The sequence below is a fragment of the Nocardia amikacinitolerans NBRC 108937 genome, from assembly GCF_001612615.1.
GTDB lineage: Bacteria > Actinomycetota > Actinomycetes > Mycobacteriales > Mycobacteriaceae > Nocardia > Nocardia amikacinitolerans.
In genome coordinates this window covers 197250-209327 of sequence record NZ_BDAU01000083.1, presented here as the reverse complement: position 1 = coordinate 209327, position 12078 = coordinate 197250, and the positions used below count along the sequence as shown (strand labels likewise).

The 12078-nt window shown below is 69.4% G+C and carries 12 protein-coding genes and 1 riboswitch; of the genes, 8 read left to right on the top strand and 4 right to left on the bottom strand.

Features of this window, described 5'->3' with window-relative positions:
• Positions 1-230: 230 nt before the first annotated feature.
• The gene (locus tag NAM01S_RS33530) at positions 231-701 is read left to right on the top strand and encodes an SRPBCC domain-containing protein (RefSeq protein WP_067793374.1); all 471 of its coding nucleotides are present in this window, start codon (positions 231-233) and stop codon (positions 699-701) included.
• A gap of 30 nt (positions 702-731) precedes the next feature.
• Here NAM01S_RS33530 and NAM01S_RS33525 read toward each other — a convergent pair whose 3' ends face one another.
• From NAM01S_RS33525 to NAM01S_RS33515, 3 genes are all read right to left on the bottom strand, one after another.
• On the bottom strand, positions 732-1757 hold the full coding sequence (locus NAM01S_RS33525) for an ABC transporter substrate-binding protein (RefSeq protein WP_067793321.1): 1026 nt from the start codon (positions 1755-1757) through the stop codon (positions 732-734).
• Positions 1754-2509: an ABC transporter ATP-binding protein gene (locus NAM01S_RS33520; RefSeq protein ID WP_253799205.1), complete on the bottom strand. Its 756-nt coding sequence runs from the start codon at positions 2507-2509 to the stop codon at positions 1754-1756. The genes NAM01S_RS33525 and NAM01S_RS33520 overlap by 4 nt, the downstream gene beginning before the upstream one ends.
• A gap of 623 nt (positions 2510-3132) precedes the next feature.
• A complete protein-coding gene (locus NAM01S_RS33515; protein WP_067793319.1) occupies positions 3133-4164 on the bottom strand; it encodes a FecCD family ABC transporter permease in 1032 nt (343 codons plus the stop codon).
• Between the two features lie 37 nt (positions 4165-4201).
• Positions 4202-4283: riboswitch (cobalamin riboswitch) on the bottom strand.
• A 113-nt stretch (positions 4284-4396) separates the two neighbouring features.
• On the opposite strand from NAM01S_RS33515, the gene NAM01S_RS33510 reads away from it, so the two are divergent.
• From NAM01S_RS33510 to NAM01S_RS33485, 6 genes are all read left to right on the top strand, one after another.
• A complete protein-coding gene (locus NAM01S_RS33510) occupies positions 4397-5563 on the top strand; it encodes an alpha/beta fold hydrolase (RefSeq protein WP_067793318.1) in 1167 nt (388 codons plus the stop codon).
• 134 nt (positions 5564-5697) lie between these two features.
• The gene (locus tag NAM01S_RS33505; protein WP_084483520.1) at positions 5698-6792 is read left to right on the top strand and encodes an ABC transporter substrate-binding protein; all 1095 of its coding nucleotides are present in this window, start codon (positions 5698-5700) and stop codon (positions 6790-6792) included.
• On the top strand, positions 6792-7655 hold the full coding sequence (locus NAM01S_RS33500; RefSeq protein ID WP_067793316.1) for an ABC transporter permease: 864 nt from the start codon (positions 6792-6794) through the stop codon (positions 7653-7655). The genes NAM01S_RS33505 and NAM01S_RS33500 overlap by 1 nt, the downstream gene beginning before the upstream one ends.
• A complete protein-coding gene (locus tag NAM01S_RS33495; RefSeq protein WP_174554892.1) occupies positions 7631-8413 on the top strand; it encodes an ABC transporter ATP-binding protein in 783 nt (260 codons plus the stop codon). The genes NAM01S_RS33500 and NAM01S_RS33495 overlap by 25 nt, the downstream gene beginning before the upstream one ends.
• A complete protein-coding gene (locus tag NAM01S_RS33490; protein WP_067793314.1) occupies positions 8410-9762 on the top strand; it encodes an LLM class flavin-dependent oxidoreductase in 1353 nt (450 codons plus the stop codon). The genes NAM01S_RS33495 and NAM01S_RS33490 overlap by 4 nt, the downstream gene beginning before the upstream one ends.
• A gap of 106 nt (positions 9763-9868) precedes the next feature.
• Positions 9869-10342, top strand: coding sequence for a hypothetical protein (locus NAM01S_RS33485; RefSeq protein ID WP_067793312.1), 474 nt, complete (start codon positions 9869-9871; stop codon positions 10340-10342).
• A gap of 9 nt (positions 10343-10351) precedes the next feature.
• Here the strand turns inward: NAM01S_RS33485 and NAM01S_RS33480 are convergent, their stop codons facing one another.
• Complete coding sequence (locus NAM01S_RS33480; RefSeq protein ID WP_067793311.1) at positions 10352-10936, bottom strand: TetR/AcrR family transcriptional regulator C-terminal domain-containing protein; 585 nt, start codon at positions 10934-10936, stop codon at positions 10352-10354.
• 127 nt (positions 10937-11063) lie between these two features.
• Between NAM01S_RS33480 and bioB the strand changes: the two genes are divergently transcribed.
• On the top strand, positions 11064-12077 hold the full coding sequence (gene bioB / locus NAM01S_RS33475) for a biotin synthase BioB (RefSeq protein ID WP_067793309.1): 1014 nt from the start codon (positions 11064-11066) through the stop codon (positions 12075-12077).
• Position 12078 lies beyond the last annotated feature (1 nt).

Here is a 12078-nt window from a genome sequence, read left to right as displayed (position 1 = left end):
ACCCGGAAGCTAAGGCCACCTGCGCCGATGGTACTGCACTCGACAGGGTGTGGGAGAGTAGGACACCGCCGGAACATCATTGCGAAAGGCCCCCAGCATCAGTTGGGGGCCTTTTTGCGTTCGGCGGATGTCCGTCAACCGCGAAGGTCCCGACCGTAGCTGGAGGCATTTCGGGGGCTCGCCGTATCGAGGCTGATCGCGCGCCGAGGTCGCGGACTACCGTGGTGCACATGTCCAGCACCAGGATCGGCAAGCACATTCGCGCATCGCGGTCGACCGTCTACGGCCTGCTGCTGGACGCCGACGCGGTCGCGCGGTGGCGGGTGCCCACTGGAATGACCAGCCACGTCCACGAATTCGAGCCGCGCGAGGGCGGCCGATTCCGCATCACCCTCACCTACGACGACCCGACCGATACCGGCAAGACCACCGCCCAATCCGACACCTATCAAGGGCGTTTCGTCACCTTGATCCCCGACGAACAGGTTGTGGAGATCATCGAATTCGAGAGCGACGATCCGGCCGCGGGCGGCGAGATGACCGTCGCCGTCACCCTTTCCGACGCGGCCGACGGCGGCACGGATCTGGTGGCGATCCACGAGGGCCTGCCCAGCGCGGTGAAACCGGAGGACAACGAACTGGGCTGGCGACTCGCGCTGGCCAAACTCGCCACGCTCGCCGAAACCGGTTCGCTCGACTGAGCGAACCGGCGCAACCGACCTGTGGCTGAATCAGCGCACCGCGTCGTCCACGCGGGGCTCGATCCCGGAGGGCGGCAGCATGTTCCACCGCTCCAGCTGCTTGCGGATTTGTTCGGCGGCGTCGATGTTGAGCGGCCCGCTGGTCCACAGCGCGTACGGCAGGTTCAGGAAGCGGCCCTCGGTCACCGCGCGGAGCCGATTGATGCCGGGCTTGGTGCGCAGCATCTCCACCTTCTGCTCGAACGACTGCTTCGGGTAGTCGACGAACATGATGGCGTCCGGGTCGGCGGCCGCCAGTCGCTCCCAGGAGACCCTGGTCCAGGTGTCGTCGACGTCGTCGAGGATGTTGCGCGCGCCCGCGGCGTCGAGGATCGCCTGCGGCGCACCGAATTTGCCGCTGGAGAAGATCGTGTCGCTGGCGCTGTCGAACAGGAACACGGTGGGCCTTCGCTCGGGCTGCGGTGCGGAACGCAGGGCGGCGAGCCTGGCATCCAGGTCGGCGGTGAGTTCGGCGGCGCGGTCGGCGCGGCCGGTGATCGCGCCCAGATTTGTGAGATCGTCGCGCAGCGCCATCCAAGGTTCCACGATTCCGCGCTGGCGTTCGCCCTCGCGCTGGCGGCAGCTTTCGGTGAGCACATACGCGGCGACGCCGTCCGTGCGCAGCGAGTCGGGGGTGAGGTTCTTCGCCTCGTCGTAGCCGTAGCTCCAGCCCGCGACCATGACGTCCGGGCGCTGGGCGAGCACCGTCTCGCGCGCGGGATATTCGGGGGCAACGGATTTCAGTGCGTCGACCGCCGGTCCGTAGTGGCGGCGAAGCGTGTCTGCGTCGCGCTGGAGACTGGAGACGGCCACCACCTGCTCCTGCGCGCCGAGTGCCAGCGCCATGGAGATGAGGTTGCCGTCGTTGACGAACATCCGCTGCGCGGGCGCGGGAAACCGGACCTCCTGGTCGCAGTTGCGGATCGTGAGGGTGCCCGCGGCGGGGGCTTGGTTGCTACATGCCGCCAAGGTCGCCGCCAGCGTGGCCGCGGCCAGCATTCGGGACGTGTTCTTCATGGTGTCGCCTCTCGCGGGGTGATCAACAGGTGGTTTTCGCCGGTGTCGGGGTGCGGTACGCGGGTCGCGCGCACACCGAAGACGGACGCGACCACTTCGGGACGCAGCGCCGTCTCGGGCGGCTCTGGCGGATGCGTGCGGCCGTTGTGCAGCACCATGATTCGGTCGCAGTAGCGGTCGGCCAGCGCGAGCTCGTGCAGGGCCATGACGACCGTGCGGTTCAGGGTGCGGGCCAAGGCCAGTAGCTCCAGCCGATGGGTGATGTCCAGGTGGTTGGTCGGCTCGTCCAGCATCAGCACCGGCGTGTCCTGCACCAGGGCCCGCGCCAACAGGACCCGTTGCCGTTCGCCTCCGGAGAGGCGGTGCACCGGACGCTCGGCGAAGCCCGCCAGGTCGACCGTCGCCAGCGCCTCCTCGATCGCTTGCCGCTCCCGTGGTGATCCGACGCCCCACGGCGGTAGGTAGGGCGTGCGTCCCAGCGCCACCACTTCGCCCGCGAGAAGATCCGCGGGTGGCCGTTCGTCCTGGGCGACCAGCGCCACGGTCTTGGCCCGCGCCCGCGGCGATAGCTTGTGCAGCGCGCGTCCGCCCACCCGAACTCGCCCCGCCTTCGGCCGCCGCACGCCCGCGAGCACATGCAGCAACGTCGTCTTGCCGCTCCCATTGGGACCGACGATGCCAACGACCTCCCCGGCCCGAATCGTGAACGAAGCGTCGACAACGACCTCCCGCCGCCCCACCGCACAGGTCAACCCGACCGCCTCGATGTCGGCGCCCGCCCGCGGACTACCTGCCGATCCGTCGACACCGGCCGTCGCAGCCCGACGTGGACTCGTCGCGCGTATGTCGAGGTCGGTACCGGCTGCTGCGGTCTGACGCGAACTTGCTGCGGGTGCGTCGAGGTCGGTACCGGCTGCTGCTGTCACGCGTGGACTCGCGGCGAGTGCGTCGAAGTCGGTACCGGCTGCTGCGGTCTCATGCGGACTTGCTGCGGGTGCGTCGAAGTCGATGTCGGCCGCTGCCGCCACATGTGGACTTGCTGCCGACTCGTCGTACGCGTCCCGTGACGTCACGTGCGGGTTGGCTGGGGACGTCGGCGGTGTGCCGCACTGTGTTCGATTGTCAGCCATGGCGGCGGCAGAGGGCGGTTCCCCGTCTCGGTGCTGCGCGGGCCGACCCCCGCCGCGCGATGCCCGCGCACCTGGGGCCGATGCGTTCGCCGTTGCGTCGCACGTGGTCTGGTCGTACCGGTTTGGGGAGTTCGGCGCACACGGCCTCGCTGCTTCCATCACCGGTGCGCGACACGCGGTCTGGTCATCCGGTGCGCCGCGGTCGGCACACCCGTCGGTAGCGGGATTCCCCCGATCCTCCGCGCTCACGCGTCACCGAACCGGTAGCGCCGACGGCCGAGCAGGAGCAGGAATGTAGGGGCGCCGATCAATCCGGTCAGCACGCCGACCGGGATTTCGGTGGGCGGCACCAGGACACGGGTCGCGGCGTCGGCGACGACGAGGAACAGCGCGCCGCAGAGGGCGCAGACCGGGAGCAGGCCGCGGTGGCGTGGACCGACCAGGAGGCGGGCGGCGTGCGGCACGACCAGGCCGACGAAGCCGATGCCGCCCGAGACCGCCACGAGCACGCCGACCAGCACGGCGAGCAGAACGAACAGCGCGATCCGCAACTGCTTCACCGGAACTCCCACCGACAGCGCGGTGTCCGCGCCGAGCGTGAGCGCGTCCAGCCACCCGGCGGCGGCCACCAGCGCGGACCCGCAGGCCAGGACGACGGCGAGGGGCAGCCCGAGGGTCGTCCAGTCCGCGCCCGCGAGGCTGCCGAGCAGCCAGAACAGAACCGATTGCGCGGCAGCGGGATCCGAGCTGCGGAAGACGAGATAGCTGCTGAGCGCGGCGAACGCGGAACCGAGCACGGTGCCGGTGAGCACCAGACGCAGCGGAGTCAGACCACCTTGGGCGACGGCGATGAGGAAGACAAGCGCGGCCGCCGCCAGCGCACCGACCAGCGCGCCGCCGGACAGCGCCCACACGCCCGCGCCCGCGAACAACCCGGAGGTGATTACCGCCGCGGCACCGACACCCGCACCGGAGGACACACCGAGCAGAAAGGGATCGGCCAACGGGTTGCGCACCAGCGTCTGCATCGCGGCGCCTGCCAGGGCCAGTCCCGCGCCGACCACGGCGGCGAGCAGCGTCCTCGGCACGCGCAGCTGCCACACGATGGTGTCCAGGGCGAGGTCGGTGGGCGTGCCGCCGACGAGGCGCAGTCGCAGCACCTCTGTCACCGCCGAGACGGGCAGCGTCTCGGCGCCGAAGCCAGTGGCGAGGATCATCGCGGCGGCCAGCAGCGCGCCGAGAACGGGGATGGCGATCGATGTCCGGACACGGATCATCGGTGGTGCTCCACAGGCAAGTCGCGGCCCTTCCAGAGGTGTCTCGGCGGGGGAGGTCTGACTTTCGCCGTGGTGGCGATCACAGTGGCGCGACCGTTCCGGATTCACACCGGATTCCCGCACCCGCCGGGGATGACGGCAGAACTCTACCGGTCAGTCGGCTTTTCCGGGGAGCCGGGTCCGCGGCGGCGGCCACGTGGCAAGCCTCCGCATCCGTCGATACCGTGAAGAGATGTCGCCGTTGGACGATCGGCACCCGTCCACCGTCACCGACTGGGATGATGCGCGACGGAAGGCTCGGCTCCGGGAGACCCGCCTCGGGCACCGGTGGACGACGTTGCGCCGCACCAGGTTGACACTGCTGCGGGTCGCCGCACTGCTGATACTCGTACTCACCGTGTTCACTCAGTACTGGGTGCACGATGTCGCTCCCGAGCGCGCCAGACTCGCGTTGACCGAGCCCGCGCTGCTCCCCGTCGCGACTCCCGCGCAGCAGGAGAACTGGGACACCGCGGTCGTCGATCTGGTCGGATTGGGCGGTCTGAACGCCTCGGACACGGCGGAGTCGTTGCCCGCGCTGCGGCGGATGGGCGTGGTCTGGGCGATCAAATACGACAATCAGGGCATCGACAGCAAGGTGATCGCCGATCTCGTCGTCCGCGCCGCGCAGATGTCGGGCGTGCGGAACATCGTGCTCGTCGGCCACAGCATGGGCGGGGTCATCGCGCTGGAGGTCGGGCAGCACATCCATCTGGACAGCGACCGGCGGCTGGCCGGCGTGCTGTTGGACTGCACCCCCGTCGATCTGAACGCGGTGCGCCCGGAGAGTCGCGGACGCGGCGAGGACATGCTGCGCTGGATGGGCTGGATGCCTGGGGCGCGCGAGAGCCGGGCCCTGCGACTCGCCGTGGAGACCTACGCGCGCCGGGAGCGCTTCGTCGATCGCGCGGCCGATCCGGTGCCGACGATTCGGTTCGCCGAACTGGCGGACGTGCTCGCCGAAGTAGCGACCGAGAAGGTCTTGTCGAGCAACGCCGCGAGCAACGGTCTCATCGAGTCGCAGTTCCTCGCCATCGTCGGTGGCGGCGCGATCGACAATCTGCGCGCGCTGTCCCGTCCGGTGAACGGCAAACCGCGCCCGGCCATCGTGTTCATCCGGCCGCGCGACGCCGAGCGGGACCGCGTCGTCGATGTCGAGTACTCGCACCAGGTGCTCGTCGAGCGGGCGGGCGGAGTCGACGGCAGCCTCCTGGTGGTGATGCCGCGCAACACCGGTCACGCGAATCCGCGGCAGGCGCCGCAGGAGTACAACAAGGTCATCGACCAGCAGGTCATGCCGTTCATGCAGCGGTATCTGGATCAGGTGCGCGGGGTGCGCAGCGCGGCGGCGCCGGGCTGATGTCGCGCCGCGGCGTCCGGCTGGCACAGCGGCGCCCGGTTGCGGGCAGTGCCGCGGAGCCGGGTTGACACCGGTTCGAATCACCCTGCCGTTAACCGTGTTCGGGCCCGTTTCGTCCTGCTTGACTACCGAACATGTTTCGACCGAGTACGTTTCCGCCCGGCCGCCGTGGCCGCCGCACCACCGCCGTCTTGCTCGCCGTTGCGACCGCCGCGACCCTCGGGCTGACCGGATGCGCGAAGGACGACACACCGGTCGTCGACACCGCCGACACCCCGCTGCCGACCGAGGTCCCCGCGGGCGCCAAGCTGATCGTCGCCGACCAGCAGGAGCGCCTGCAGAGCGTGCTGCGCTTCTCCGGTGAGCTGGACAAGCTCCCGTTCCAGGTGGAGTTCGCCAATTTCGTCGGCGGCCCCGCCATCCTGGAGGCGTTCCGCGCGGGCGCGGCCGACGTGGCGCCGGTCGGTGACGTGCCGCCGATCCACGCGCTGGCCGCCGGTCAGGACGTGCCGATCGTGGCCGCGCAGCAAACCAGCCCGGCCGCACTGAAATTGGCGGTCGCTCCGGGCCGCACCGCGACCACGCTGGCGGATCTGAAGGGCAAGAAGATCGCCTACGCCGAGGGCACCGCGCAGCAGGCCGCGGTGCTGCGCGCCCTGGACAAGGCCGGGCTGACGACCGGTGACGTGCAGCTGGTCCGGTTGCAACTGGCCGAGTTTCTCGACGCGGTGCGTACTGGCCAGGTCGACATCGCCCCGCTGATCGAGCCGAATGTGACCCGGCTGCTGCGCACACCCGGCGCGTCGGTGATCCCGGACGCCGAGACCGCGGGCATCTACGGCGGCCTGGCCTACCTGTACGCGCGGCGCGCGGTGACGCAGGATCCGGCCAGGTCGGCCGCGGTCGGCGCGCTGGTCGGCGCCTATATCCGGGCCTACCAATGGGTGAACACCCACCGTGAGGAGTGGGCGCAGAAGTACTACGTGGACAACCAGAAGGTCAGCCCCGAGGACGCGCGGCGCATCGTGGAATCGCTGGGGACGTACACCTTCCCGCATCTCGATCAGCGGCTCGTCGACCGGCAGCAGTCCACCATCGACGCCATCGCCGCCGCGGGCGAGTTGCCCAAGAAGATCAGCGCCACAAACGGTTTCGACCTGCGCTACGACGCCGTCGTGACGCGCGCGGTCGCCGAATCCGGCGCGTCACACGAACCGAAGGAGCGATGATGGCGACACTCGAAGCGGGCGTACTCGGCCGATTCGGCAGGGCGGGAACAGCGCCCGTCGAACTCCGGGCGCGCGGCAAGGTGTCGCGGCGCAGGCTCGGTCCCGGCAAGCCGATTCCGTTCGGCATCGCCCTCGGTCCGACGCTGCTTGTGGCCGCATGGGTGATCGGTTCTGCCACGGGCACACTGGATCCGGAGACGCTGCCCGCGCCGTGGACGGTGGCGCAGACCGCGGGCGATCTGATCGCCGACGGCCGCTTGCAGTCCAATCTGCTGACCTCGGTGCAGCGCGCCGGTCTCGGTTTGGGGCTCGGCGTCGCCATCGGTGTGGTGCTGGCGCTGGCCGCCGGGCTGAGCCGTGTCGGAGAAGCATTGCTGGACGGTCCGATTCAGATCAAGCGCGCGATTCCCACGCTGGCGCTGATCCCGCTGTTCATCGTGTGGTTCGGTATCGGCGAGGAGATGAAGCTCATCGTCATCACCACCAGCGTGCTTGTTCCGGTGTACATCAACACGCACGCCCACCTGCGCAGCGTGGACGCCCGCTACGTGGAACTCGCCGAGACGGTCCAGCTTTCGCGGTGGGGATTCATCCGGCGCATCGCCCTGCCCGGCTCGCTGCCCGGCTTCTTCATCGGCCTTCGCCTCGCGGTCACGATCTCGTGGCTGGCGCTGGTTGTCGTCGAACAGGTCAACGCCACCAGCGGCATCGGCTATCTGATGACGCAGGCGCGCACCTACGGCCAGATCGACGTCATCGTGGTCGGGCTCGTGATCTACGGCCTGCTCGGTTTGTTCGGCGACATCGCCGTGCGCGCACTGGAAAGGAGGACGCTGGCATGGCGCCAGACACTCGCGGACTGAACGTGGTCCGCGCCCGAAACCTCAGCCGCGGCTTCGGCGACCGGGTGGTGTTGCGCGGCATCGACCTCGACATCGCCCGCGGCGAATTCGTCGCGCTGCTCGGCCGCAGCGGCTCGGGCAAGAGCACCCTGCTGCGCGCACTGGCCGAATTGGACGACGACGTACCGGGTTCCGGCGATCTCGCGGTGCCCTCCGAACGCGCCGTGGTGTTCCAGGATTCGCGTCTGCTGCCGTGGGTGCGGGTGCTCGACAACGTGACGCTGGGCCTCAGCGGTGCGGGATCGGCGGATCGTGGCCGCGCCGCGCTCGCCGAGGTCGGCCTCGCGGGACGCGAAAACGCCTGGCCCAAGGAGCTTTCCGGCGGCGAACAGCAGCGCGTGGCGCTGGCCCGCTCGCTGGTGCGCGAGCCCGAGCTGCTGCTGGCCGACGAACCGTTCGGCGCGCTGGACGCGCTGACCAGGATTCGGATGCACGCGCTGCTGCAGGAGCTGTGCGCCAAGCACAAGCCCGCGGTGCTGCTGGTCACCCACGATGTCGACGAGGCCGTGTTGCTGGCCGACCGCGTGCTCGTCCTCGACGAGGGCCGCATCGCCATCGACCTGCGCATCGACCCGGAACGTCCGCGCCGCCACAGCGATCCGGCGTTCATCGCGGCGCGCGAGCGGCTGCTTGCCGGGCTCGGCGTCGATCCCCTTGTCAGCACGGCCGGTGACGCGGCCGACCCCCATCTTCACGAGGAAGAGAAGCAAGCCTCATGACCGAGCAACCGCGCCAGCTGAGCCTGAACGCGTTCATCTACCCGTCCGGCCACCACGAGGCGGCCTGGCGGCACCCGCAGAGCCGCCCCGACCGGATCTACGACGTCACCTACTACCAGGAGATCGGCCGCACCGCCGAGGCCGCGAAACTCGACGCGGTGTTCTTCGCCGACGGACCGGCCCTGCGCACCAGCGTCGAGCACAATGCGGCTCCCGGCCTGGAGCCGATCACGCTGCTGACCGCGATCGCCGCGGCCACAACGCATCTCGGCTTGATCGCCACCGCGTCCACCACGTACTACGAGCCCTACAACCTGGCCAGGCTGTTCTCCAGTCTCGACCACATCTCCGGCGGGCGCGCGGGCTGGAACATCGTCACGACCGGAACCGACCTGGCGGCGGCCAACTTCGGCCTCGACCGGCATCCCGACCACACGGAAAGGTACGCCCGTGCACGGGAATTCGTCGACGCCGTGGTGGCGCTCTGGGACAGCTGGGAGGACGACGCGATCCTGCTCGACCGGGCCGCAGGCGTCTACGCAGATCCGGACAAGATCCACCGCATCGACTTCGAGGGCGAATACCTCAGGGTGCGTGGACCGTTCAACGCGGCGCGGACGCCGCAGGGTTATCCGGTGCTGGTGCAGGCGGGCGCGTCCAACGAGGGCCGGTCCTTCGCGGGCCGCCATGCCGAGGCCATCTTCACCGCGCACCAGCGGCTGACCGACGCGCAGGCCTTCTACGCCGACATCAAGGCCAAGGCGCGGGAATTCAGGCGTGACCCCGATCAGGTGAAGATCCTGCCCGGTATCAGTCCGTTCATCGGCGACACCGAGGCCGACGCCAAACGACTGGAGCGCGAGTTCAACGAGCTCACCGTGCCGGAATACGGTCTGGCGCAACTGGAGAGCATCGCGGGCAAGAGCCTGCGGCACCTGGCGCTGGACGATCTCGTCCCGGTCGAGGAATTCGACGGCGCGGGCGATGTCACCGACAACGCGCAGTCGCGGCTCCAGGTGGTCGCGGGCATCGTGCGGCGGGACCGGCCGACCCTGCGCGGGTTGCTGCACCGACTGGCGGGAGCGCGTGGTCATCGCGTCTTCGCGGGCACGCCGGAACAGGTCGCCGACACCATCGAGGAGTGGTTCCGGCACGGCGCGGCCGACGGTTTCAACGTGATGCCGCCGTACTACCCGGGCGGGCTCGAGGTCTTCACCTCGACCGTCGTGCCGATCTTGCAGGAGCGCGGGTTGTTTCGCACCGAATACACCGGAACCACGCTGCGCGACCACTTCGGTCTCGCGCGGCCGGAGAGCCGGTACGCTCGACGACCGGCGCTGGCGGGGTGATCCTGGCGGGCGATCGTGCTTGTCGAAGAAGTTGCGCGCCAGCCGATTACCGCGTCGGCAGACGGTGCTCTCGGGTCTGCCGGTGGTGAGGTAGTTTGTGCGTGCCATGAGGAGTCGCGACGAGGTCACGCACCGAATCGATGAGGTCTTCGCCGGCTCGCAGCCGCTCACCGAGGACGAACTGGCACCTCCGAGCATCGAGGCGCCGTACGTCGTCGCGCATTTTCACGGCCGCTCGCGGGCGGACATCGATCGCTCGAGCTTTCTGCCCAGCCTGCACATGGAAGACTTCACGTACATGACCGCGCGGGCCGTCGAGTACTACCTTCCGGCGGTGCTGAAGTTGATGCTGATCCCACCGTACGACTTCGAGCTTTGGATCCATCTCAGCGGCTTTCTCGGCAGTGCGCGACGAGACGACGAGACGACGCTGCGCGGCCTCCGCCCCGCGCAGCACGCGGCGATCGCCGACTGGCTCGAGCTCCTGTCGCGCGAGATCGACGAGGGGATCGGATTCGAGCGCAAGGACGCCGTGAAGCTGGCGCGGCTCTATCGGCGGCTCGCGAACGCCGCGGCGTAGCCGGCGCGCTCAGCGGATGCGGCTGCCGAGCAGGTGCCGGACGCCCGCGACGAACAGTTGCAGGCCGAAGTCGAAACGGGCTGTCGCGTCCGGGGTTTCGTCGATGGGGGTGCTGTCCTCGGGCAGCGCCCCCGCCGAATCCATCTGCATGCGGGACTGTTCGTCGACGGTCTGGCCCAGCACGTAGTACAGCAGAGTGAACGCGGCCAGCTCGGCCTCCTGGCGCGGCATGCCCGCGCGGATAGCCGCGACGGCGAGGCGTTCGCGGCCCTTGCTCGTGGTCAGGCGGGAGGCGTAGGTGGACGAGACCAGCTCGGCGCCGTCGCGATAGGCGAGCAGGCAGTCGCGCAGCCGGTGCGCGAGCTCGGAGATCTGGCCGGACCACTCCTCGGCGGTCACCGGATCCTCCATCGGCGCGAGGATGCGGTCGGCGACGGCGCCGAGCAGCGCCTGCTTGTTGGGGAAATGCCAGTACAGCGCGCCGGGCTGCACCTGAAGCGAGCTCGCCAGCCTGCGCATGGTCAGATCGGCGAGGCCGTACTGGTCGAGAATGGCGATGGCGCCGTCGACCACGTCCGCCCTGTGCAGTTGCACCCGGATTCCTCCCCGTCGTGTTTTGACTCACTCCTACCGCTACCCTAGCCTGAACACCGTTCAAGTTGCACGGCCACCTCGGGCGCGAGGCGCGCCGACAGGCAGTTCAGCCGAAGGGATCCGTCCAGTGACGCAGGCACCCGTTGACACCGATATTCTCTCGATCGCCCGCGAGCAGGTGCTCGAGCGCGGCGAAGGCCTGACCCAGGAGCAGACACTCGAGGTGCTGCGCCTCGGCGACGACCGGCTCGAGGAGCTGCTGTCGCTGGCCCACGACGTGCGCATGAAGTGGTGCGGTCCTGAGGTCGAGGTCGAGGGCATCATCAGCCTCAAGACCGGCGGCTGCCCCGAGGACTGCCACTTCTGCTCGCAGTCCGGTCTGTTCCAGTCGCCGGTGCGCGCCGCCTGGCTCGACATCCCCAGCCTGGTCGAGGCCGCCAAGCAGACCGCCAAGACCGGCGCCACCGAGTTCTGCATCGTCGCCGCGGTGCGCGGACCGGACGAGCGGCTGATGGCGCAGGTCGCCGCTGGCGTCGAAGCGATCCGCAACGAGGTCGACATCCAGGTCGCCTGCTCGCTCGGCATGCTGACCCAGGAGCAGGTCGACCAGCTGGCCGCCATGGGCGTGCACCGCTACAACCACAACCTGGAGACCGCCGAGTCGCACTTCCCGCAGGTCGTCACCACGCACACCTGGGAGGAGCGCTGGGACACCCTGCGCATGGTGCGCGAGGCGGGCATGGAGGTGTGCTGCGGCGGCATCCTCGGCATGGGCGAGACCCTGGAGCAGCGCGCCGAATTCGCCGCGCAGCTGGCCGAATTGGAGCCCGACGAGGTGCCGCTGAACTTCCTCAACCCGCGTCCGGGCACCCCGTTCGGCGACCTCGAGGTGCTGCCCGCCGCCGACGCGCTGCGCGCCGTCGCCGCGTTCCGTCTCGCGCTGCCGCGCACCATCCTTCGCTTCGCGGGCGGCCGTGAGATCACCCTCGGCGATCTCGGCGCCAAGCAGGGCATCCTCGGCGGCATCAACGCCGTCATCGTCGGCAACTACCTGACCACCCTCGGCCGTCCCGCCGAGGCGGACCTGGATCTGCTCGGCGAGCTGAAGATGCCGATCAAGGCGCTCAACGAAACGCTGTAGG